Annotated in this window: 22 protein-coding genes; 12 read left to right on the plus strand and 10 right to left on the minus strand. The window is 48.7% G+C overall.

Going from position 1 to position 24,271, the window contains the following annotated elements:
* On the plus strand, positions 1-279 hold a 279-nt coding region (locus tag C0068_RS09490), incomplete at its 5' end, for an integrase core domain-containing protein (RefSeq protein ID WP_146047867.1).
* A 67-nt stretch (positions 280-346) separates the two neighbouring features.
* Here the strand turns inward: C0068_RS09490 and C0068_RS09495 are convergent.
* Both C0068_RS09495 and C0068_RS09500 read right to left on the minus strand, forming a co-directional pair.
* Complete coding sequence (locus C0068_RS09495; protein WP_103684264.1) at positions 347-1,498, minus strand: acyl-CoA dehydrogenase family protein; 1,152 nt, start codon at positions 1,496-1,498, stop codon at positions 347-349.
* Positions 1,499-1,599: 101 nt separating this feature from the next.
* On the minus strand, positions 1,600-3,330 hold the full coding sequence (locus C0068_RS09500) for an enoyl-CoA hydratase-related protein (protein ID WP_103684265.1): 1,731 nt from the start codon (positions 3,328-3,330) through the stop codon (positions 1,600-1,602).
* A 198-nt stretch (positions 3,331-3,528) separates the two neighbouring features.
* On the opposite strand from C0068_RS09500, the gene C0068_RS09505 reads away from it, so the two are divergent.
* The 8 genes from C0068_RS09505 (at position 3,529) to C0068_RS09540 (ending at position 10,973) form a co-directional block, all read left to right on the plus strand.
* A complete protein-coding gene (locus C0068_RS09505) occupies positions 3,529-4,959 on the plus strand; it encodes a 3-oxoacyl-[acyl-carrier-protein] synthase III C-terminal domain-containing protein (protein WP_103684266.1) in 1,431 nt (476 codons plus the stop codon).
* On the plus strand, positions 4,959-6,158 hold the full coding sequence (locus C0068_RS09510) for an acetyl-CoA acetyltransferase (RefSeq protein WP_103684267.1): 1,200 nt from the start codon (positions 4,959-4,961) through the stop codon (positions 6,156-6,158). The genes C0068_RS09505 and C0068_RS09510 overlap by 1 nt, the downstream gene beginning before the upstream one ends.
* A gap of 32 nt (positions 6,159-6,190) precedes the next feature.
* Entirely contained in the window at positions 6,191-6,646 is a 456-nt protein-coding gene (locus C0068_RS09515) for a MaoC family dehydratase (protein ID WP_103684268.1), read from the plus strand.
* A gap of 14 nt (positions 6,647-6,660) precedes the next feature.
* The gene (locus C0068_RS09520) at positions 6,661-7,548 is read left to right on the plus strand and encodes an HpcH/HpaI aldolase/citrate lyase family protein (protein WP_103684269.1); all 888 of its coding nucleotides are present in this window, start codon (positions 6,661-6,663) and stop codon (positions 7,546-7,548) included.
* 62 nt (positions 7,549-7,610) lie between these two features.
* On the plus strand, positions 7,611-8,777 hold the full coding sequence (locus C0068_RS09525) for an acyl-CoA dehydrogenase family protein (protein ID WP_103684270.1): 1,167 nt from the start codon (positions 7,611-7,613) through the stop codon (positions 8,775-8,777).
* Positions 8,778-8,779: 2 nt separating this feature from the next.
* On the plus strand, positions 8,780-9,691 hold the full coding sequence (locus C0068_RS09530; RefSeq protein WP_233208787.1) for an SDR family NAD(P)-dependent oxidoreductase: 912 nt from the start codon (positions 8,780-8,782) through the stop codon (positions 9,689-9,691).
* Between the two features lie 20 nt (positions 9,692-9,711).
* On the plus strand, positions 9,712-10,566 hold the full coding sequence (locus C0068_RS09535) for a MaoC/PaaZ C-terminal domain-containing protein (RefSeq protein ID WP_103684272.1): 855 nt from the start codon (positions 9,712-9,714) through the stop codon (positions 10,564-10,566).
* Positions 10,567-10,607: 41 nt separating this feature from the next.
* Complete coding sequence (locus C0068_RS09540) at positions 10,608-10,973, plus strand: DUF2834 domain-containing protein (RefSeq protein ID WP_103684273.1); 366 nt, start codon at positions 10,608-10,610, stop codon at positions 10,971-10,973.
* 15 nt (positions 10,974-10,988) lie between these two features.
* On the opposite strand, the gene C0068_RS09545 is transcribed toward C0068_RS09540, so the two are convergent.
* Positions 10,989-11,897: a LysR family transcriptional regulator gene (locus C0068_RS09545; protein WP_158249963.1), complete on the minus strand. Its 909-nt coding sequence runs from the start codon at positions 11,895-11,897 to the stop codon at positions 10,989-10,991.
* A gap of 124 nt (positions 11,898-12,021) precedes the next feature.
* Here C0068_RS09545 and C0068_RS09550 point away from each other — a divergent pair, with 124 nt between their 5' ends.
* Both C0068_RS09550 and C0068_RS09555 read left to right on the plus strand, forming a co-directional pair.
* Positions 12,022-13,158, plus strand: a complete 1,137-nt coding sequence (locus C0068_RS09550) for an acyl-CoA dehydrogenase family protein (RefSeq protein WP_103684275.1) — start codon at positions 12,022-12,024, stop codon at positions 13,156-13,158.
* A 29-nt stretch (positions 13,159-13,187) separates the two neighbouring features.
* Complete coding sequence (locus tag C0068_RS09555) at positions 13,188-14,156, plus strand: NAD(P)H-dependent flavin oxidoreductase (RefSeq protein ID WP_103684276.1); 969 nt, start codon at positions 13,188-13,190, stop codon at positions 14,154-14,156.
* Between the two features lie 49 nt (positions 14,157-14,205).
* Here C0068_RS09555 and C0068_RS09560 read toward each other — a convergent pair whose 3' ends face one another.
* The 5 genes from C0068_RS09560 to C0068_RS09580 all read right to left on the minus strand — a co-directional run bounded on the left by C0068_RS09560 (position 14,206) and on the right by C0068_RS09580 (position 20,264).
* Entirely contained in the window at positions 14,206-14,949 is a 744-nt protein-coding gene (locus C0068_RS09560; RefSeq protein WP_103684277.1) for a GntR family transcriptional regulator, read from the minus strand.
* A gap of 130 nt (positions 14,950-15,079) precedes the next feature.
* On the minus strand, positions 15,080-16,486 hold the full coding sequence (locus C0068_RS09565) for a phytoene desaturase family protein (RefSeq protein WP_158249964.1): 1,407 nt from the start codon (positions 16,484-16,486) through the stop codon (positions 15,080-15,082).
* A gap of 691 nt (positions 16,487-17,177) precedes the next feature.
* Entirely contained in the window at positions 17,178-17,738 is a 561-nt protein-coding gene (locus tag C0068_RS09570) for an RNA polymerase sigma factor (protein ID WP_158249965.1), read from the minus strand.
* Positions 17,731-18,429 (minus strand): hypothetical protein, encoded by a 699-nt coding sequence (locus C0068_RS09575; protein WP_233208788.1) that lies wholly within the window; start codon positions 18,427-18,429, stop codon positions 17,731-17,733. Before C0068_RS09575 ends, C0068_RS09570 begins: the two co-directional genes overlap by 8 nt.
* 77 nt (positions 18,430-18,506) lie before the next feature.
* Positions 18,507-20,264, minus strand: a complete 1,758-nt coding sequence (locus tag C0068_RS09580) for a vWA domain-containing protein (RefSeq protein WP_103684281.1) — start codon at positions 20,262-20,264, stop codon at positions 18,507-18,509.
* A 197-nt stretch (positions 20,265-20,461) separates the two neighbouring features.
* Between C0068_RS09580 and C0068_RS09585 the strand changes: the two genes are divergently transcribed.
* Complete coding sequence (locus C0068_RS09585) at positions 20,462-21,337, plus strand: lysophospholipid acyltransferase family protein (RefSeq protein WP_103684282.1); 876 nt, start codon at positions 20,462-20,464, stop codon at positions 21,335-21,337.
* Between the two features lie 22 nt (positions 21,338-21,359).
* Here the strand turns inward: C0068_RS09585 and C0068_RS09590 are convergent, their stop codons facing one another.
* Complete coding sequence (locus C0068_RS09590; protein WP_103684283.1) at positions 21,360-22,412, minus strand: 2-oxoacid:ferredoxin oxidoreductase subunit beta; 1,053 nt, start codon at positions 22,410-22,412, stop codon at positions 21,360-21,362.
* The gene (locus tag C0068_RS09595; protein WP_103684334.1) at positions 22,412-24,271 is read right to left on the minus strand and encodes a 2-oxoacid:acceptor oxidoreductase subunit alpha; all 1,860 of its coding nucleotides are present in this window, start codon (positions 24,269-24,271) and stop codon (positions 22,412-22,414) included. The genes C0068_RS09590 and C0068_RS09595 overlap by 1 nt, the downstream gene beginning before the upstream one ends.

Here is a 24,271-nt window from a genome sequence, read left to right on the forward strand (position 1 = left end):
AATGACATTGATCATACGAAGACGAAAGCAATGCATCCGCAAACCAATGGGATCTGCGAGCGCTTCCACAAGACCATTCTGCAAGAGTTCTATCAGATCACCTTCCGCAAGAAACTGTATGCCGATATTAACGAGCTACAAAAAGATCTGGACGAATGGATTAAATATTACAACAATGAGCGAACTCATCAGGGCAAGATGTGCTGCGGCAGAACGCCAATGGCAACTTTACTTGATGGTAAAACGATCTGGGCTGAGAAGAATTTAGCTCAGATCTAAACTGGCAGACACCAGTAAAAAACGGGTAACTGTCAGATCAAGTCTGAGCTACTACACATTACACTAACTACTTGTATTTCTTGAAAATATCTTTCGCGATAATCGTTTTCATAACCTCTATAGAACCACCCGCTATTTTAACAATACGGGCATCGGCATAGGCGCGGCATATTGGGTATTCCCACATATAACCCCAGCCACCAAATAGCTGCAAACACTCATCCACTGCTTTGCAGTGCAGATTGCTCAACTGCATTTTTGCGATTGCCGCCGTTACGGAATCCAACTTACCTTCCATAAACAGTTCAATACATTTATCGGTAAATACACGACCAACAACGGCCTCGGCCTTAAGCTCAGCCAGCTTAAACTGGGTATTTTGGAAATCGGCAATGGTTTGCCCAAAGGCTTCGCGCTGCGCCACATACTCAGCAGTCCACTCAATAACAGTTTCCGTTACCGTGGCACTGCGGATCGTTTGCGCCAAACGCTCTTGGGCCAACTGGTGCATCATTATCTTGAAACCCTTGCCCTCTTCACCCAGCATATTTGTTGCTGGAACGCGAACATCTTGGAAGAATAGCTCAGAAGTATCCTGTGCCTTCATGCCCAATTTATCGAGGTTTTGACCTCGGATAAAACCTTCTCGGTCACCCTCAACAATAAAGAGCGTTACACCATTCGCGCCGGCTTCTTGATCCGTTTTCGTCGCCAATACCAACACGTCACACATTTGGCCGTTTGAAATAAATACTTTTTGGCCATTAATAACGTAGTCGTCACCATCCTTAACTGCTTTGGTGCGGATGTTTTTAAGGTCACTACCGGCGTGAGGCTCAGTCATCCCTAAGGAACCAATCCACTCACCGCTTACCATCTTAGGCAGAATGCGCTTCTTTTGATCTTCAGTGCCGAACTTGTGAATATAGGTTGCCACCAGATCCGCGTGAATTAAGAAACCAGGACCTGAGTAGCCGGAGCGGAATAACTCTTCAAACACAATAGCGTCATAAAGGTAATCTGCACCAAAGCCGCCATATTCCTCTGGAATCGTGCAGCACAAAATACCCGCTTCACCGGCCTTTAACCAAAGCTCACGGGGAACAATACCGTCCTTCTCCCACTGCTCGTGATAGGGGGCGATTTCCTTTTCGATAAACTTCTTTACCGACTCGCGGAAAATTTCATGTTCTTCGCTAAAAAGCGTTCTTTCAATCATTAGGCACCACCATTCATCACTTTAATACTTAAACATAAAATACGCTTGGCAACAATATTAATAAAGCACACCGCACCAGCGAACGTAAAACTAATCTAAGCCTAATTGCTTAGAGCTAAGGCGCAATATCCACGCTCATCTTTTAAACGCCACTGCAGATTTGCAACAGCGCTTTGAAGCTCGTCACTTAACAGCGCTGGATCAATTTCTTTTCTCTGCAGCATAGCCAAAAACGACAGCGGACCGCCCGTCCACTTGGGATAATTCAGCGCATAAATTGCTAGCAAATCCGCCCCCTCAATAGCGTCGACATGGCTAGAAAGCGAATCTGCAAATCTCGCCTCTAATGCTTTTAGCGCAGCAAGACCAACAACTGCCAACATATTCAAACCGTGGCTGCGATCCTCCACACCGGTATTACCTGCGTGGCTATCTACATCAATCCCCATCGCCATTAAGCTCGCACCCAGTTCAACCGAACTTGCCGCACGACTAAGCTGCTCGGCATTTAATGCCGTCGTTTCAATGTACTCTGCCAAAGCCGTCGTCATGACCTGCAGTGAGCCGCGCGGCCCATCAACAAGAACCGCAGAAATGCCCAAAGTCGCCAACAAACTTAAGGCCGCCGCCCGTGTTTTATCCGCCGCTGGCCCAAGCAGCTCAACAAACTCAGATAACTCTCCGCAGAAATGAATTTCAGCGCCAGTACCAGCAAGTAGGTCACCCTTAACGACATTGCGCAGCACGACAGTTTTATCGGCGAAACTCCCTTGCTGATCTGCAAAGACCAAATCTGCCGCAGACTCTTCAACTAACTCCACACGCTTTTTAAGGTGAGCAGGTGCCTCCACCGCTGACAGCCAAGACACCGCCTTGGGTAATTCAGCCTCGACACCCGCTCGACGTTTAGCATGCTTAGATGCTGCTGTTTTATTTAAGAAGCAGCTCGTCACCATGTTTGAAGCAATAGGGTCGCTCATGAGATCAACAAATATGTCCCACTCAACATCACTACCCGCATCGATATCCAGTAAAAAGCCGTCTTTAACGCAGCTCATAATTGCACCCACTGCGGGGTATAAATCTGCGTGCTGCTGATTCCAAGCAGTTAAAGCCAGCATTTCACGTTCGGCTCCTAGCGCTTCTATAAATTCACGGTCTTCAGCTGATACTGCAAAATCAGGTTTATCCCACTTTGCACCTGCAACCATACTCGCAGCGAGATCTTTCGCGCGATCAACAAGTGAGTCGGCATCTGTCAACGCATCAACCAAACCTAATTCAAAGCCTTTAACTGGACTGATTGCGTTGCCGTCCAACAGCATCTTGATCGCTTCTTTAATTCCTATATAGCGCGGCAAGCGCTGTGTTCCGCCTGCGCCCGGCAACAGCCCTAACAATATTTCTGGCAAGCCTAAAATAGGCGCCGTCGATTCGACGCACACCCGCGCATGACAGGCCATCGCCACCTCAAGCCCGCCACCCAATGCCAAGCCGTTCACTGCTGCAACAACAGGCACGGGTAAACGCTCTAAACGGCGAAACAAAGCGCCTAAATAGCTATAGCGTTGACGCATTTCAGTTTTGTTCGCACTGAAGCGCATAGCACCAAAATCTTGGATCATCGCCAAATCTGCACCAGCTACAAACGCGCTTTTACCTGAGGTAATCACCAAGCCCTTAATTTTATCGCCGCTACTTTCAACGGTATCAATTAGGCTACTTAAATCCGCCATCATCGCTTCTGAAAAAACATTAAATGGTCGCCCGGGCATATCAAAAACAGCCAAAGCAATCCCGCGACTATCGATTTCAAGTTGTATGTTTTCCATCCGATCAGCGCTACCTATTCGTCAAAATAAAAATTTCGTATGAACCTAGTTTTTAGCCGCCCACTCGCGTTTTGAGCAAGTTTTATACAACAGCAAAAAACATCAAACATTTAGAACGTAAGTATACATACATGTTTGCAACAGTAAAGTACGCATGCTATCCTTTTATCAAAATCACAGGGCAAAATACGAACATATATGAACGGAATAACGGTAGCTGGCACATATCTCCCTCAGGCCCGTATTGCGCGCTCAGAAATCGCCAAAGCGCACGCTTGGGCGATTAGCGCGCTAAAAGGGAAATCCCGTGGGCAACGCAGCGCAGCAGCGTGGGACGAAGACGCAATAACGATGGCCGTTGAGTCATCCCGCGCACTTTTAAGCAGCGGTGTAGACATAGATCAATGCGTGTTTGCCTCAACCTCTCACCCCTATATTGATCGCAGCTCCGCTACGATCGCAGCGACGGCACTAGGCCTTGCAGACGACGTCATCACTAGTGACGCCGCAACCAGCCGACGCGCAGCCACCAGCGCACTTATTCAAGCCCTACGCAGCGACAGCAACACCCTACTGCTAAGTGGAGAGAAACGCATCGCCAAGCCGGGCAGCTGGGCAGAGATCGTTTGGGGCGATGCAGGCGCAGCCGTTTTGGTATCAAATGCTTCACCGCAGGCACAATGTCTTGGCTGGCACAGTCGCAATGAAGACTGTCCCGATTTTTATACCGCCACAGGTTTTCACCCTTACCAAGGGGAAGAGCGCTGGATAAAAGAGCAATTGCTCAGCGGTATTGCCACGCCAACGATTCGCAAAGCCATTGAGAAGGCAGGAGTAAACGCAGCAGACATCACTTGGGCTGTGCTGCCAGATCCCTCACCAGGCTGCGAAAAAGCCTTAGCAAAAGAGCTGGGATTAAACGCCACCCTACTCACTCAAGAAATTGTAGCTAATGCCGGCGATCTAGGCAGCAGCCATCCGCTGTTTGGTTTAGCCCTTGCCCTTGAGCGCGCCAAAGTCGGCGACACTATTCTTGTAGCCAGCTTTGGCAATGGCTGCGATGCACTAATATTTAAAGTTGAATCTTTAGCTACCCATGCCTCTGCCGACGCCCAACTACAGGGTGGCAGTGCGGGTAGTTATATGCCGTTCATTAATTCACGGGGCTTATTCGACATCGACTGCGGCCCACGTGCAGAACGGGTAGACAAAACCGCCTTAAGCGTACACGCCCGCTACCAGCGTGACATCACCAGTTTTACCGGCGGAAAAATTTCCGAGTCAGGCGCCGTGCAGTTTCCAAAGAGCCCAACGGCCTTAGATAACGCGGCAGCCACGCCGGCCCAATATATCGATGTCTGCCTTGCATCAGAGCAAGCCAGCGTGGTGTCGTATACAGCCGACTATTTAACCTACACCCCACAGCCGCCCTTCTGCTTTGGCTTAGTCCAATTTAAAAACGGCGCCCGTGTGGCAATGGAGTATGTCGACGTACCCAGCGAGGGCTTAGAGGTCGGAGATCAACTAGAGATGCGTTTCAGAATTAAACATATAGATCGCGAGCGCGGTTACCGACACTACTTCTGGAAAGCGGCTCCAGTAAAGAGCAATAACGGAGAGCAAAACTGATGGCAACGGGGATTAAAGATAAAGTCGCCATCATTGGCATGGGCTGCAGTCAATTTGGCGAGCGCTGGGATGTTGGCGCCGAAGAATTAATGACTGAAGCCTTTAACGAAGCTCTTGGCGATGCTGGTATTAGCCGAGAAGATCTTGGTGCCGCATGGCTAGGTAGTGCTCTGGACGACGTTAATATCGGCAACTCTGCACTGCCACTGGCGTTTGGTTTACGCCTTCCGCGCATACCCGTGTCTCGGGTAGAAAATATGTGCGCAACAGGCACCGAAGCCCTTCGCGCAGCAAGCTACGCCGTTGCCTCAGGTGCAGTGGATATTGCCGTCGCTGTTGGCGTAGAAAAGCTAAAAGACACCGGCTACGGTGGACTACCGCTGCGTACTAAAGGTTTCTTTAACGATTTGTGGATGCCCTATGGCTCTGCACCCGGCGGCTTTGCACAATTGGCTGGTGCTTATCGTGCACGCTACGGCGTTAGCAAAGACGAACTTAAGCGTGCGATGGCACATGTATCGTGGAAAAGCCACCAAAACGGCGCCCGCAATGAAAAAGCCCATCTGCGCAAAGCAGTAGACATCGACACTATTTTAAACGCGCCGATGATCTCTGATCCACTCGGTCTGTTTGACTGCTGCGGCGTAAGTGACGGCGCCGCCTGCGCCATTGTCACCACCCCAGAAATTGCTGCAACGCTGGGTAAAAATAATCCCGTTGTAGTGAAGTCTATTCAAATTTCTGCAAGCAACGGCTGGGAAAGCAGTGCCGACGGCTGGGACGGCAGCTATGTGGTCAACACCCGCGAAGCGGCAAAGCGCGCATATGCTGAAGCTGGGGTAAAAAATCCAGAGCAGGAAATCAGCCTTGCCGAAGTGCACGACTGCTTCTCGGTTACAGAATTAGTAACGATGGAAGACCTAGGTTTATCTAAAGATGGCGGTGCTGTTAAGGATATTCTTGACGGCAAGTTTGACGCCGACGGCAAAATCCCAGTGCAAATTGACGGCGGCCTAAAATGCTTTGGCCACCCCGTTGGCGCCACCGGCCTGCGTATGGTTTATGAAATGTACCTGCAGTTACAGGGCCGAGCCGGCAACCGCCAGCGCGACAATGTACGACTTGGCTTAACCCACAACCTCGGCGGATCACCCAGCAATAGCGTATCTGCGGTAGGTCTATTCGGCTTATTGGATTAATGTAATTTCCACATAGAAGTAACGAGGTAGCAATGGCTGGTTTATATCTAGAAGAGTTTTCGATTGGGCAAGTGTTTAAACACGAAATTCGTCGCACGGTATTAGAGTCCGACAATATGCTGTTTTCGTCGTTAACTTATAACTCAGCACCTATTCATATTGATCACGACTACGCATCGAAAACTGAATTCGGCAAACCGCTGATGAACAGTGTATTCACCTTAGGTTTAATTATTGGCCTGAGCGTACAAGACACTACAGTGGGAACCACCATCGGCAATCTAGGTTTTGGCGAAGTTACGTACCCTGCACCGGTATTTGCCGGCGATACCATTCGCTGTGAAACCACCGTTTTAGAAATACGTGAAAGTAAATCTCGTCCAACGCAAGGTATTGTGACCTTTGAACATAAAGGTATTAATCAGCACGGTGCAGCAGTATGCGTTGCCATTCGCAAAGCCCTGATGATGAAAAAGCCCCTAAACTAAGACTGGAGCTGCGCATGATTTACCGTTCATTTTTATTTGCACCTGGCGACTCGGATCGCAAAATTGAAAAAGCGATTGCGACCAATGCAGACGCTATTATTCTAGATTTAGAAGACGCTGTTGTTGCCGAAAATAGACCGACAGCACGCACAATGGTACGCAATGTTTTACAAAACATTGGCCCCACTATGCCGGGCAGACTATGGGTTAGAGTCAACCCAGTTTGCACTGACGATTGCCTGTCTGACCTTGCCGCGATTACCTGCGATGGATTAGCTGGCGTGATGGTGCCAAAACCTGATAGCGCAGCTGACATCGACACCGTTAGTGCCTACCTCGCAGCACTCGAACGTAAAGAAGGTTTAGCCAGCGGCACCGTAAAAATTCTGTCGGTAATGACCGAGACCGGCAAAGGCTTCCTCAATGCCGCCAGTTACGGCAATGCTGAACGCCCGCGTTTAAGCGGTGTACTTTGGGGCGCGGAAGATCTATCCGCCGCGCTCGGCGCGTCTGCCAATACCGACGAAGATGGCGCACTGTCATTCACCTATCAAATGGCAAGATCGCTATGCTTGGCAGCCGCCAGTGCCGGTGAAATTCAAGCCATAGACACGGTTTACACAGACTTTAAAAATCCTGACGGCTTGCGCGCGAATTCTCTCGCCGCACGACGTGAAGGCTTTCTTGGCAAGATCGCCATCCACCCAAACCAAGTGGACATTATTAACGAATGCTTTAGCCCATCGGCGGCAGACATTGCTCACGCCAAAGCGGTTATTGCAGCCTTTGCAGAAAACCCAGGCAAGGGCACCGTCGGCTTAAACGGCAAAATGTTAGACCGCCCCCATCAGGTTCAGGCTGAGCGCATTTTATCACTAGCAGAAGCATTTAATATCCAGTAATCACCAAAAATATTCGGTGTGCACAAAAAGCGCACTGAGCGTTATAGCAGAGGGTAATACACATGGATTTCTCAATCTCAGAAGACCACCAAGCCTTACGCGAAGGCGTTGCGGCGGTAATGAAAAAATTCGATGCCGACTACTGGCTAGAGCGCGACGAAGACGGCGAATTCCCTAGGGAATACCACCGTGCTATGGCCGATGCCGGCTGGCTTGGTATTACCATGCCAGAAGAATACGGCGGTTCTGGCTTGGGTGTAACTGAAGCGGCAATCATGATGCACGAAATCGCCAGCCACGGCGGCGGCATGGCGGCAACGTCAGCAGTACATATAAATTTATTTGGACCACACCCAATTGTGGTTAAAGCCAGCCACGAGCAAAAGCAACGCTGGATTCCACGCTTGGTATCTGGCGAGGACCAGTGCTGCTTCGGTTTCACCGAGCCGAACGCGGGTTTAAACACCACCCAAATCACCACCTTTGCTCAAAAGGTAGAGGGTGGCTATATCGTTAACGGTCAAAAGGTGTGGACCTCTACCGGTCAAGTCGCCAACAAAATTATGTTGCTAGCGCGCACCACCAAAATTGAAGACTGCAAAAAGCCCACCGACGGCATCTCGATTTTCTATACCGATATGGACCGCAGCAAGATTGAAGTAACACGCATCCCTAAAATGGGCCGTAAATGTGTTGACTCCAACTCGACCTTTATCGATGGCCTATTTGTACCCGACGAAGACCTCATTGGCGAAGAAGGCAAAGGCTTTTCCTACATCCTACACAGCCTGAACCCCGAGCGTATTCTTATTGCTGTTGAAGCTATAGGCATTGGCCAAGACGCCCTGCGTCGAGCCACTCAATATGCAAAAGAGCGCGAAGTATTCGGACGCCAAATTGGTAAAAATCAAAGCATTCAACACCCGCTTGCAGAAAACTGGATGTACTTGGAAGCGGCCTTTAACACTGCCATGAAAGCAGCCTGGTTATACGACAATAATCAGCCCTGCGGCGCAGAGGCAAACACCGCAAAATTCCTAGGTGCCCGCGCCGGCTACGATGCATGTTTCCAAGCTGTACTCACACACGGCGGCATGGGTTACGCTAAGGAATATCATGTCGAGCGTTTACTGCGCGAAGTCACTGTGACCCGTATTGCACCCATCACCGAACAGCTAATTAGCTGCTTCATCGCTGAGAAAGTTCTCGGTCTGCCAAAGAGTTATTAATTATGAGTATGCTGACAAGAAAAACAGTTTTAGTAACAGGCGGTGGTCGTGGTGTTGGCCGCGCCATCGCACTTGCCGCAGCGGAAGCTGGTGCCAATGTTGCCGTTAACGACTTAGGCGTATCACTACAAGGCGATAGCACTGGCGACAGCCCTGCCCATGAAGTGGTAAAAGAAATCGAGGCAATGGGCGGCAAAGCCATCGCACTTACCGACAGCGTCGGTAATTGGGATGCCGCTCACAGCATGATCGAAACCACAGTTAAAACCTTTGGCAGCATTGACGCCGTTATTAACAATGCGGGCAATTTGCGCGATGTTATTTTTCATAAAATGACAGAGGACGATTTCGACGCCGTTATTAATGTGCACCTTAAAGGCACCTTCAATATGAGCCGTGCCGCCGCACCTTACTTTAAAGAGCAGGCCGGCGGTGCCTTTTTACACATGACATCAACCTCGGGTTTGATTGGTAATTTCGGACAGGCAAATTACTGTGCCGCTAAGCTGGGTATTGTTGGTATGTCTAAAGCCATAGCTCTAGATATGCAGCGTTTCGGTGTACGCTCTAATGCCGTTGCACCGTTTGCGTGGACGCGGATGGTAAGCTCTATTCCAAATGAAACACCGGAACAGAAAAAACGTGTCGAAGGCTTAATGAAACTAGTACCTGAGCGCCTAGCGCCCTTTGCAGTAGCCATGTGTTCAGATCAAGCCAAGCATGTTACCGGGCAGGTATTTGGCGTGCGCAACAATGAAATTTATTTGTTCTCGCAAAGCCGCCCTATTCGCACCGCACACAGCGGCGAAGGCTGGACACCCGAAACCGTTATCGATCGAGTTTTACCGATGTTTGAAAACGATTTTTATCCCTTGCATAAATCCGGTGATGTATTCACTTGGGATCCAGTTTAGGTTTAAGGACAAAACATAGTATGGCAATTGATTCCAACACTCTGCTTAACTGGCAATTTGATGACGTTGAGCATAGCTACAACGAACGCGATAGCATTCTGTATGCGCTGGGTGTGGGCTTAGGCCGCGACCCTTTAAATCGCGACGAGCTGAATTATGTTTATGAGCAAAACTTAAAAACATTACCTACCATGGCCGTCACTATGGCGACTTTAGGCATGTGGGTGAAAAATCCAGCGACAGGTATTACGTGGAATAAACTTGTTCACAGCGGCCAAAACGCGATTTTTCATCACCCTCTGCCCTCGGCTGGCAAAGTGATAGGTAAAGCAGAAATCAGTGAAGTCTACGATCGTGGGGCGGAGAAAGGTGCCGTCATCGTCGTCAAGCGTTCCATTTATGATGCCGAAACCGAGGTTTGCTACTGCACTTTGGAGCAGACCCTAATGCTCCGCGCCGACGGCGGCTTTGGCGGTGCCACACTGCCAAAAGACAATCAGGTGACCATGCCTGATCGACAAGCTGATGTGCGTCTAAGCCAAGAAACCACGCCAGGACAGGCCATCATTTATCGCCTCTCTGGCGATTGGAACCCTTTGCATATTGACCCCGACGTTGCCACCCAAGCGGGCTTCTCACAGCCTATATTACACGGCTACTGCAGCTACGCAATTGCAGGCTGGGCCGTTTGCCAAGCAGCAAAACAACCCGCCTCTGCACTGAAGGAATTAAGTGCGCAATTTACCTTTCCAGTTTTGCCTGGAAACAGTATTGAATTTGAATTCTGGCAACAGAGTGAAAATGAATGGCTATTTAATGCCACGTCTAATGGGAAGCTTGTATTAAATAAATGCAGGGCCCGTTTTAGTAGTTAATGTTTTTATACGCTGAACAATAATCAAAAAGGAAACTAGCTATGACCGCGCAAAATATTAAACATGCTGTATTTTTACTGTTGGGCATAATCGCCATGCTATTAACGTGGCCCCACGCTTTTGATTGGATGGCGAACGGCGGCAATATCCTAAACCCTGTCGCATTTTTCGGTGATGCCATTGCTGAAGGTGGAACCGCAGCCTTTTTAAGCATCGACATGATGATTGCCTGGGCAGTGTTCATGATATGGGTAGTCTTTGACACCCACCGCATTGGAATGGGCATGAAGTGGGGCTGGTTTTTTGTCGCACTTTCTTATATCGGTGTGTCGTTTACCTTTCCAGTATATTTAATTGTTCGCGAGCGCTATATCGACAAACACCGCACTGAACGCAATATTAGCTAAGCCAGTTAGAGTGTGTTATTTCCGAGCTGTATCTGCCCAATGCGGCTCGGACTCCAATATATCTACCAAAGCAGCCATCGGCGGGCTCGGCAACCACTTTGAATGATAGGCAATAGCAAGTGGTATTGGCGTCGTCGCCACCTTTAAAATTGTAAAATTCTCTAAGAATTGCATATTCTTTCTGTAACTTGCACCAACGGTTCCTATCGTGTCCGAGGCTTGCACAATCTTACAGGCAGAAGCAAAGTGACCAATGATATGTAGCTGCTGACTTGCCGGAATTTCCGGCTGTCCGAATAACTCCTGCATCAACTCCGGCGTCGCCACGCTCTTATCTGCAAGCGCCATGGGATAGCGATTTAAATCAGCTATTTTTGGCCTTGGCTTATCACACAGCGGGTGGCCCTTGCGCACAAAGAAGCAAATCCCAAATGGTTCTAGCGTATGCACAGTAAATTGATTTTGCTGACGAATCGCGGGCGCAGGCCCGACCAATAAATCAATATCACGATTTTTTAAATGCTGGATACTTTGCTCAATCCAACCTGCGGTTTGTTCGATACGCAGCTCCGGAAATTGACTTAGTATTTTAGGCAAGGCCATATTAAGCAGGGACACCAACGATGGTGGACACACTCCGACCCGCAGGCGCGAACCACTCAACTGCCGTCCCGATTTGGTATCGGCACTTAATTGCTCTAAGTCGGCAACAATGCGCGCAGCCCTATCGATAAAGGCCCGCCCCTGCGCAGTGGCATACACCCCTTTGGCATGGCGCTCGAACAAGGCAAAACCCGCCTCCGCCTCTATTTCAGCAACACTTTTAGTTAATGCAGACTGGGTAATATGAATTGCTTTTGATGCCGCAGTAAACGAACCACTGCGATCCACCGCCACCACATGTTTCAATTTTGTCGGATTCACAGGGTATTCCAATAATGAATAATACAGAAATAATATCATTAGACGGAATGCCTGTCTTTTGCGAATCTCTAAACCCTAGATTCGCCGCGCCAATGAATACCGCAACAATACATGAGGAATATCTATGCCAAAGCGCACGCTATATAGCGAAGATCACGACCTTTTTCGAGAAAGCGTCAAAAAAATGTACGCAAAAGAATTGGTGCCGTTTGTAGAAGAATGGGAAACCAAGGGTTTGGTCAGCCGAGAATTTTGGAAGGCCTGTGGCGACAATGGCATGCTACTACCCGATATTCCCGAAGCCTACGGCGGGGGCGGATTAGACTTTAAATTTAATGCCATTCTGCTTGAAGAAACCGCACTAGCGGGCACCACCGGCCCCGCTTTCGGCGTGCACAATGACATCGTTGCCCACTACATTCACAACTACGGTAGCGAAACTGTTAAAAGCCACTGGCTACCTAAAATGGCAAGCGGTGAGGCAATTGGCGCAATCTGCATGAGTGAGCCCAGCACCGGCAGCGACTTAAAGGCCGTGCGAACTAAATCCACCCCCGTCGATGGTGGATTTATATTAAACGGCTCTAAAACCTTTATCACTAATGGCATTAACGCCGATGTTGCGGTTATTGCCGCCCGCGTCGGTGACGATAGCGGCGCTAAAGCGATCTCACTCTTTGTTGTTGCTTGTAATGAAAAAGGCTTTATCAAAGGCAATAAACTCAACAAGGTAGGAAATAGATCTTCAGACACCGCAGAATTATTTTTTGAAGACCTATTTGTCCCCACCGAAAATATGTTGGGCGAACAAGGTTCAGGCTTTATATACATGATGAAGGAGCTTCCGCAGGAGCGCATGTCAATTGCCATCTCCTGCCAAGCCGCAGCCCAGCACGCTTATGATCTAGCCGTAGACTACGTCAAGGAACGCAAAGCCTTCGGCAAAGCCGTTATCGATTTTCAAAATACCCGTTTTGTGTTGGCAGATATGAAGGCCAAACTTCAAGTTGGTTGGGCGCATTTAGACGCCTGCATTCAAGCCCTCGTTGACAAAGAACTCACCACTACCGAGGCGGCTTCTGCGAAACTTTGGCACAGTGAATTGCGCTGCGAAGTGGTCGATAACTGCCTGCAGATGTTTGGCGGCTATGGCTATATTGAAGAGTACGAAATTGCACGGCTGTGGCGCGACGCGCGAGTCATGCGCATTTACGGCGGCACATCCGAAATCATGAAAGACTTAATCAGCCGCTCTATTTAACTCACTAAAATACAGAGGAGCCAATTACTATGTCGCTACCCGAATTTATGACTAAACATCTCCGCCTACCGGTAATGGCCGCGCCGATGTTTATTGCTTCTACGCCAGAACAAGTTATTGAACAGTGTAAAGCCGGTGTTATCGGCTCATTACCCGCCTTAAATGCCAGACCGCAGAGTCAGCTAGAAGACTGGATACTACAAATTCAAACCGCGCTCACTGAATACGATGCCGCAAACCCAGAGAGCCCTTCCGCCCCATTCGCCATTAACCAAATATCACACCCGACCAACGACCGACTAATGGGCGACCTAGACATAATCGCTAAATACAAAGTACCCATCGTGATTATCAGTCTCTATGTTGCCCCGCAAATCTGCGAGGTTGTGCACTCATATGGCGGAATTGTGTTTAACGATGTTATCTCTAACCGCCAAGCCAAAAAGGCCGTCGACGGCGGTGTAGACGGCCTTATCGCTGTCGCTGCAGGCGCGGGTGGCCACACCGGTAGCACCTCACCCTTTGCTTTGGTTTCGGAAATTCGTGAATGGTGGGATGGTCCACTTGCGCTATCTGGCTGTATCGCTACCGGACAAAATATACTTGCCGCACTCGCAACGGGTGCAGATTTAGCCTATATCGGATCGCCATTTATCGCGACCAGCGAAGCCAATGTCATCGACGAGTATAAGGAGATGATTGTTGAAAGTAGCGCACAGGATATTATTAACTCAGACGCTTTTAGCGGTGCATCTGCTAACTTTCTGATTGGATCAATCAAGCGCGCAGGCCTAGATCCACAGAATTTAAAACGCAATCCAGAAAAATCTCTTGATGCCAGCGAAAACGGTCAAGCCTTGAATACATGGAAGGATATTTGGGGTTGCGGACAAGGTATTGCCGCGGTAAAGGAGGTCGTTAGCACAGCGGAGCTTATCGATCGAATGACACGTGAATTTGTCGCCGCCAAAGCGGACTTCGTCAAACGTATAAGCTAATCTTTCAAGCGGTGATCGACAGTCGTTCGCCGCGCATCTTGCTCAGCCCTTAGACTACCCGCGTCCAGTCCTGCAAATCATCGAGAATATATTGTTCCATCAAAGACTCAGCCTGATTCACTTCTCGCGACTGTATGGCCGCAGTTAACTGTTTACGCAATGCATTCATTTTTTGCGGCGGCCCAGACAAATTCCTACTTTCGCCACGATTTTGACTTAAGTAAAACCGGAATATTCTTCGCTGATTACTGATCCGGTCTACTAGAATCTGCGAACGCGCCATAGCACTCATGCGATCATGAAAGATAGAAATTCCATCCGCCATAGCTCGGCGATCGTAGCTGGATTGAAAGGAGTTAAGAGAAAGGTCTTCAGCTATCGCGGCCAACTCTTCAGCCTCTATCGCCTCATGACGTTCGGCGGCAAAACGAGCAATTAGCGCTTCGGTGCGCGCAAACAACACATAGAAATCTTGTACGTCTTGTGAGGAAGGCGAAACGACACGACAACCAACCTGCGGAATAATTTCTAAATAGCCTATCGTACCTAAATACAATACCGCCGATGATACCGGCTGCCGACTAGCACCAAACTCAGCAGCCAAAGAATAGATAGAGAGCGTTTCACCAAATCGATAATCGCCCCGCACAAGGCGCTCTTCCAGCTCTGCGGCTATTTCACCCGCCTTGCCCGACAAATCATTAGCGCGCACACCGCGCAATATAGATCGGTTCCACGCGGACCCCACGGCATTTGCGCCACGAGAATGAGGAGAGTGTTCAGATTGCGTCATCGTTAATTCAGCCAAAGTGCTTACGCGTGTAAAATATTTGTCGATATTCGGGGCCGTAATTCTTGCTCCGAGAGTCTAAATATCCGAGCACGCGTAATCAACACTTAACACGAGTATCTAAATACAATACTCAACCCGCCAACAAGGCGTCCTTTTGCGGTGCAATAGCCTCAAACAACCCGATAGCGCTGGTAGCTGCGAGCTCTGTACCAATCCCGTTACCACCCGCCTCGCTTGATGAAAAGTACAAACCTTTAAGTGGGCTAATTTGTGATGGACGCTTCTCGTGTACCTGGTCAATAGTTTGACCAATACCAATAATACAGCCCGTTTCACCGGCCATACCACGCACCAGTGATGGTGGATCTACCCACACCTTTTCCACCTTACCATGCGCTTCTGGATACACTTCGTAGAAGGATCGCATCAAGGACTCACGCCACTCGTCCATATTTGCCCTAATATCTGGAGGACAAGCATGCAAAGACGTAATCATTTGCTTGCCAGGAGGAGCCAAATTCGGATCGAAATTACTTGGCGAGCCGAAACAGCCACCAATTAAATGAGGAACCTTGCCCTCCAGCATTTCATCGGTAACCTTACACGGGGGTGACTTGTCATCGGGGATGTAAATAACAACTTGCTTGTCTGTGATCTTTTCAGAAAGCAATACACGCAGCATGACACCATGGCTTGAATACGTCAGTTCATTAACGCGATCGACGTACTCCTTAGGGAAATGCTCTTCGCCAACCAAGCCCTGTACGGTTAATTTGAGATCGGCATTACTAATAATAACTGGCGCTCGGAATTCTTCACCCGCCTCAGTAATAACACCAACCGCTGCGCCGTTTTCAACGATAATTTCCTTAACCGGTGTTTCTGTCTTAACGGTACCGTTATATTTCTTCACTGCATCGATGTAAGCCAAAGCAACAGAGAAGTTACCACCAGAAGGGTATGCAGTGGCGCGGCTAGACATTACCGCACGGAACGCAAGTATAAACTCCGCACAACTGGCGACATCCGCAGATACACAAAAGTACTGTGCGGCAAAGCTTTCAATTAACGTATACGCCATTGGATCGTAGGTATAGCTTTGCACCCAATCCTTCACTGGCACATACCATAGTTTGTCTAGCTCTTCGTCTGTCATAGTAAAAACAGAACTAAATAAACGCTTAAAATTGTCGCGCTCGGCTTCTGAAACGAAGTTGTACATGGATTGTTTCGTATACTTCTGCTGATCACTTCCAACTTGTATATACGAGGTGCCGTTTAAATCGTTCCAGGGGATCGCATCAGGCATGTCAACACGGTTACAAACCTCCTGCAGCGGACCGACCTTGCCAAGACAATAAAAATGCCAACCTAAATCCATCATGACGCCATTGCGCTCATAAGAGATACAACGGCCACCAACATGTTTATTTCGCTCTAATAGCAACACATTCCAACCAGCATGCGCCAACAACGCACCTATTGCGCCGCCACCAATACCACTGCCAATGACAATTGCATCGTATTGATTAGACATAGTTATTCTCCCAACGAGGCCTGAATTCATAATTAACAGGCTAGCATGCTAGCATCGCAATAGTACGCAAGCAAGGCTTTTGCAGCCAGTCCCTCGCCGCGCTCACTACCCCCAGCATAGCCATGCGTCAAATAGGAGGAACGATCTATAAACACGCGCGAAGACGCCACCCACGGCGCCTGAATGGAATGTCGGCTTATGCCCGCCCATTTTCCAGCAGGTCACCACAGCGGTATAAGCTAAAGAAAAAACGTAGATGTCGCGGCGAATACATAGCTCACAAGGCTATTTCCCACCAAGAAAAGCAGCACATCTATCTGTTAAGCGGAAAGAAGCATTTACCTCAAAATGTATTCAAAATTCATGTTTCTAGTTAATTCTTATACTTGATCCGCTCATACAGCTTCACCAGTGCCTCAGCTCGCCAATAAAAAATCAGGGGGATTGAGACTGCCGCTACCACTAATGCTAATGACAAAAAAATTCCCCACATCGCACTTCTCCACACAATTCGAGACCGCTAAAATTTACTTTTAATCGACCATCAAATAATAGACACAGAGGATTTTTTTAACTAGCAAAAGAATCGTAAAAACAGTAATTTATAGATAAATATCAGCGATATTTTTCATATCAGTCGCCACCTGCTCCGAATCGGAGCGAGGGTTTATTTTTAAGGTAATAAACAACTTTAATTTGAAAGACAGCTATCGATATACAATCGCAATTTATGTTTAATCTGGCTCATAAACTCTCGCGTGGCGCCATAACTTCTGCCCAGCAAACTTGCCACCGAGCGCAAATCCAGCTCATCATCCATCACCCATGACAGGGCCTGCGCAGCTTCAGGGTTATCCCGACTGAAAACCGACATTTGTCCTTCTATACACGCTTTCAGGCGATCCTCATCATAGCTTTCCTCATCAAAAAGCCAGTCATCCCCATCGATGATCGAGGTCGTTTTCTCTGCGCTTCGATAGCGATCAGCGAGCTTCGACCTCACAACCGTCCAAATCCAGCCGCGCCCCTGCCCTATAGGGGTAAAACTATTCGCTCGTTCAATAAATGCAATAAAAATATCATGCAGGATATCTTCCGCTTTGGCATCAGCAATACCGCGAAGTTTTAAAAATTTAATTATTTTATCGGCAAACTCGGTGTACAACTGAGTAACCGCAAGTTTACGGCGCTCGCCACCCCGCTGAAGCTCGGCGATGAGGTGATCTACGTCTCCATTACTAAGGCTAGTCATGGGCAATAACAAGCTGAATTTCAATATCAGTATTAATAGCCCAGCTCTCATTTTTATAAGATTTGGGAAGAGCATCTATCCAGCGCACTTTGCTAGCTTCATTACTAAGCGTAAGTATCCAGATATCTTCGATCTCAGATTTAACAAGAGAAAGGCCCTGCTTATTTAGCTCGTACAAAGCCTGCCACTGCTTATTGGTAAGCCGCATTTCTATTGAAGAATTTAATTTAGGCGATTCTGGCTTTGGTGCAGGCCTACCCGCTTCGCTGTCATTGGCGCCATACACGCGCTCCGGTGCCGACGAGGCTGACATTTTCTGCTTCGCTTGGGAGGTCATTTCAGCAGCGATACTCGAATCAGAAAAACGAGCAACTTCTCGCTCTTCCGCTAGTCGCTCATCTTTCGCCACCGGCCTTTCCTGAGAATATGATTCGCGCTTTGAAGCACCATCTGTAGAGAGCTGCAGCGCGGCCTCGTGAAGCGGCTTATCCATAACGGCATAATTCAAAATAATGCTCACGCCTAATAACAGTACAGCCGCGTAGCCAAACAGTTGCATGCGTCGAGAACGCGCAACGGGGGCATCATACAAACCTTGATCAGCTAAACGCTTATGCAAGCGCTGCAGTGCAACTTGGTCGGTTTGCACTACGGGTTCAGCAGCGCGCAGGCCAGAGCGAACTGCCTTCATTACAGCCCGCTCCTTTTCGGTTTTGCATGCGCTTGGATCTACCAAGCGCTCGAGCCAATCTTCGATAGGTTCTGTCATTAATCTTGCGCTACTAAGCGTGGGGTTAGTCGTTCAACTAGATTAACAAATTCAGTGCGTTTAGCATCATTTAACTTGGCATTTACCCCTTTCGCGCGGCTTAACACCCCGTGAAGACTAGCAGACCCCGCGTGCTCTGATTTCGACAATAGCAAACTCAACTCCGCCACCGCAGATGCCCATTGCAGATCTGGCGTGGCAGCGGCGATCGATTTTGCTTTGGTAGTCATGGCGTGGGCAAACTCAACTCCCTTGTCACCGTCAGGCTGCTTATAGCGCACTTTTACATAAGCCAGCTCCATCGCCTCACTACCTGCCGTGCGAGTGGTCTGATAGCGCCGTTCGATATCTGGTGTGGCGCCGATGCCACTAGGAATAATTTCATAGAGTGCGACAACCGAATGCCCCACGCCAATTTCACCGGAATCCTTTTTATCATCGCGAAAGTCTTCGGCATTCATTACTCGTGACTCGTATCCAAGCAGGCGATACTGAGCAACGGCGGCGGGGTTAAATTCAACCTGAATCTTCACATCCTTGGCAGCGATATGCAGAGTACGAGTAAGTTCAGAGCCAAAAAGGCGCTGCGCTTCCGAGTCGGAGTCTAGGTAATGCGCTACGCCGTTTCCCGCCTCGGCGAGAACCTGCATCTTGGCATCTTGGTAGTTCCCAGTACCCATACCAATTATCGACAGAAAAACACCGCTTTCACGCTGTTTTTCAATCATCGATTTCAACTCGCCGTCACCGCTCACACCAACATTAAAATCGCCGTCAGTCGCCAATATCACCAGATTAGTGGCGTTCTCGTCATACTGTTTACGCGCAACATCGTAGGCAAGCTGAATACCAGCGCCGCCTGCAGTGGAGCCACCTGCGGTAAGATTAGCTAAGGCCTGATGAATACGATGGCTTTCAGTAACCGGCGTCGGTGCTAGCACCAAACCCGCACTCCCCGCATAGGTCACGATGGCAACTTGATCTTGAGGTTTTAAATTAGACAACAGGGTTTGAAAACTACGAATCAGCAGCGGTAGCTTATCTGCACTGTTCATAGAACCCGAGGTGTCTAGCAAAAAGGTAATACGAGCGCCCTTATCACTCATAGCGCTTTGATCTGTTGCTTTAACACCGATCATCGCCAATCGATGATTGGGGTTCCAGGGCGCTACGGCATAGTCAGACATAACGGCCAGTGGATGCCCATCACTAGGCGCGGGAAAGTTATAGTCAAAATAATTCACCATCTCTTCTAAACGCACGCTTGATGGAATTGGCACCGAGCCTTGATTAATTTGCCGACGAACATTGCTGTAACTCGCCGAATCCACCTCTAAGCCAAAGGTAGATAAAGGCGAAAGCGCTACCGATAAAAAGCGATTCTCGTTCTTAGCGGCATAATTCTCGCGATCCAGCGGTATTACCTCCCCCATTGGGTTTCGGGTCATTAGCATTGGTGACGCCATATCTGCGGCGAGTTTTGAGTACTCATGAGCGCGACGCGGTTCAAGCTCCGCCTTTGAGCTAATACTGCCAGCGTGGTGTGCGGGCGACGGCTTCACCGCAATAAATTGCTGAGCAGCTTGTTCTTGGTAAACCACCGTCGGATGCTGTGAATCGTCAATCTCATTAATGCTATGAGTCTGCGGTGAGGTGGTCTTAGCGGAATCTGAAAAAGCCGGATCATCTGCTGCCTGAAACGCAAAGAAAGCGCCGGCAACGAGTAAAAACAAACACAATATAATGATGTAGCGCATGGTCGTTCTCCCTTAATTTATACAACTGTCATATGTATAAACGCAGGGAAGAAGCGAATGTCAGGCTGCGGTATAAAATATTTTTTTATTCGGTCTTTAAAGCTGATTGCTTTCAGGCTTGGCTGCTAGCACCAAAAATACTCTTCGCTCCCCTGCTCTGCTAAAATGCCTAGTCACGCCGCGAGCAGGATTACCACATGGCTTTTACCGACAAAAACGCTGAACCCTATAGCGGACAAGACTTAGTTCGCTATATAGACAAGGCAGTGCAGGTCACAGCACCGAAGTCCAAGATACGAAAATTAAGCTACAAATTAATCAAGCAAGTATTTCAGCCCCAGCTACTTGATACCCACAACATTCCCAAGCAACCCTGCTTATTCGTCGCGAACCATGCGCTGTATGCGGTCGACGGGCCGATTATTGGCCTGCCTATGCTAGAGGAACAGGGTCGTTTTATCCGCGCACTCAGCGACAAATTTCTGTGGCATCCATTTAATGAAGAGCTTTTATTAAATCAGGGAGTGGTTATCGGCCACCCAGAGGTTTGCTCTGCGTTGATGGAAGTTGGCAGCGATCTTATCGTCTTTCCCGGAGGCGCCCACGAAGCCACAAAATCGGCGGACAAAAAGTATCAACTACTCTGGAAAGAGCGTCACGGCTTTATCAAGCTTGCAGCTAAACACGGTTATACGATTGTGCCCACCGCGATTGTCGGCCCAGAGGAATTTTATGATCATCTAATTGAAGGAGAGGATTTGCCCAATACATTGCTAGGTCGTGCACTGAGTTTACTCGGCCTGATCAATGAAAATACCCGCAGCGATTTAATGGGGCCAATTCCGCTTGGGGTATTCGGCACACTCATCCCCAAACCCCAAAAATGTTATATCCAGTTTTCGGAGCCATTAGATCTGAGCAAATACAAAGGCAAACGCTTGGCAGAAAAAACAATGCGCAGTTTGCGCCAACAGGTTGCTGACGACATTAATACAATGATTGCGGCATTGCTAAAAACCCAAGCCAAAGATCGAAGCAGAATTGGCCGTATTAGGCGACTACTCACTAGGTAATTAGTCGCCCAACAGGCGGAATTTAACGCAAACTTTCGTTTAGCTTATCGAGCACCTTTTGACCTGGGCATAGTTCTGCCTCGCCTAGGTCACGTAATGGGGTTTTGCTAGTGCCCAAGATTTCGTGCAGATCCTGGGATTTTTCATCCATAAACAAAAGACCCGTCAGTATCTGATCTTTGGCCTTATAGTCTTTTATCAAACGCAGCGCGGAACGACGGCTGTTTAGGTCTAGCTCTGGATCAGCTTTATGAAGATGCACCACTGAACCATCGTGCAAGGTCACCTCTTTAGACTGCCCCTGCTCGTACTCGGTGGATATTTCCTGCTTAAACGGCACGTAATCAACCGTACCCGTTGCCGCGAGATGATCGCGCACGTGCTCATAACCCTTGGTCGATTTAGGATTGTTATTAAAGGTAACGCAGGGCGAAATAACGTCGATAAACGCAAAGCCTCGGTGACTAATTGCCGCCTTAATTAAGGGCACCAACTGCTGGCGATCACCGGAGAAACTGCGCGCCACAAAGGTTGCCCCCAATTGCAAGGCCACACTCGCAAGATCGATGGGTTCAAAATGATTCGGCTCACCTTTTTTACTAGCAGAACCAATGTCGGCCGTGGCTGAATCTTGGCCTTTGGTTAAGCCATAGCAGCCATTATTCTCTACCACATACATCATATTTAAGTTGCGACGAACCGCGTGGGTGAACTGCCCCATTCCGATGGATGCGGTGTCGCCGTCACCGGATACGCCCACGTAAATCAAGTCGCGGTTGGCGAGATTAGCTCCCGTTGCCACCGATGGCATACGTCCGTGCACCGAGTTAAAACCGTGGGAATTCCCTAAAAAATAAGTTGGGGTTTTAGAGGAACACCCAATACCAGACAGCTTGGCCACCTTATGTGGCGCAATAGATAGTTCAAAGCAGGCTTGCACAATTGCAGCACTAATGGAGTCATGACCACAGCCGGCACATAGGGTGGAAATAGCTCCCTCATAATCTTTACGAGTGAAGCCAAGCTCATTGCGCGGCAATTCCGGATGACGAAATGCGGGGCGAATATACGTCATTAAACAGACTCCTTAGCCATTTTTTTCTTATGTAGCGGCCGAACATTGTCACCGCGCAATACCGCTATGATTTCGTCACGGATCTTGCGCGCGGTAATGGGGGTGCCGTTGTAATTTAAAATCGAAATGAGATCTCGTGGTGATACCAAGCACTCATTCACCAGCAATGTTCGCATTTGTGCATCGCGATTTTGATCAACCACAAACACCGTATCATGCTGCTCAATAAAGGCATCGACAGACTTATGGAACGGAAAGCCCTTTATACGCAGTGTATCTACTGCGATACCCTCTGCAGCTAATGCGTCTATTGCCTCTAAGGTTGCATCACGGCTAGTACCAAAATGAATAACGCCAACTTTTGAGCCACCTTTATTCGCTTCAATTAACTCAGGCATGGGCACTAGATTTTTTGCGGTATCCCACTTTTTAAGCAGTCGCTGCATATTCTTTTCATAAGCATCGCCATCTTCGGTATACACCGCATATTCATCCCGTGAGGTGCCGCGGGTGAAAAATGCGCCCTTTGTTGGGTGGGTGCCGGGGTAGGTTCGATAGGGAATACCGTCGCCATCTACATCTAAATAGCGGCCAAAACGCTCGATCATCGCCTCTAGCTGCTCTTCGTTAAAGACCTTGCCGCGCTTATATTCGCGCTTATCATCCCAGACCAGCGGCGGCGACATGGTGTCGTTCATACCGAGATCAAGATCCGTCAACATAATAACGGGAGTTTGCAGCGTTTCTGCCAAATCAAACGCGTCGGCGCTCATCTCGAAACATTCCCGAGGTGTCGCGGGAAATAGCAGCACGTGTTTTGTGTCGCCGTGGGAGGCGTAGGCACAGGCCAGCACATCGGATTGCTGGGTACGGGTTGGCATACCAGTTGACGGGCCTGCTCGCTGAACATCGATAAGCACCGTTGGAATTTCGGCAAAATACGCCAAGCCGAGAAACTCACTCATTAAGGAAATGCCTGGACCACTGGTTGCAGTAAAGGCCCGCGCACCGTTCCAGCTTGCGCCTATCACCATTCCGATCGCGGCCAGTTCATCCTCTGCCTGAACAATGGCGTAATTTTTATTTCCGCTGCCGGGGTCAATACGCAGGCGCTTACAGTATTTGTCAAAACCATCTACCACCGAGGTCGACGGGGTAATCGGGTACCACGCTGCGACCGTCGCACCGCCGTATATGGCGCCAAGAGATGCCGCCGTATTGCCATCAATCAGAATCTGATCACCCACCTCATCGCGGCGTTCAACACGAATTCCCAGCGGGCATTGATAATGTTCGGCAGCGTAGTGATAACCAATTTCCAGCGCCCGAACATTGGGCGTGATCAATTTCTCTTTGCCGCGAAACTGATCCGACACCAAGCCGGTCAGTACGTCAAATTCAATATCTAATAGTGCAGATAAAGCGCCAACGTAAATGATATTGCGAAACAATTGTTGCTGACGGGCATCACTGTATTCACGCTGACATAAATCTTTTAAGGGCACACCGATAAAATGAATATCACTGCGCATTAAACGCAGATCTAGGGGCTTACTAGAGTCATAGAAAAAATACCCGCCCGCCTCTACTTCTTGTATGTCTTTCGCCATACTTTGCGGATTCATGCACACCATCATATCTACGCCGCCACGGCGACCTAGATAGCCGTTTTCATTTACCCTCACCTCATACCAGGTTGGCAGACCTTGAATATTTGACGGAAAAATATTCTTTGGGCTGATCGGCAAGCCCATTCTAAACAAGGACTTTGCAAACATATTATTTGCACTTGCGGAGCCGGTGCCGTTCACATTCGCAAACTTAATCACAAAATCATTAACTGCTTCGATGCGTTTCAT

It is taken from the genome of Zhongshania marina (assembly GCF_002915595.1).
GTDB classification, from domain to species: domain Bacteria; phylum Pseudomonadota; class Gammaproteobacteria; order Pseudomonadales; family Spongiibacteraceae; genus Spongiibacter; species Spongiibacter marinus_B.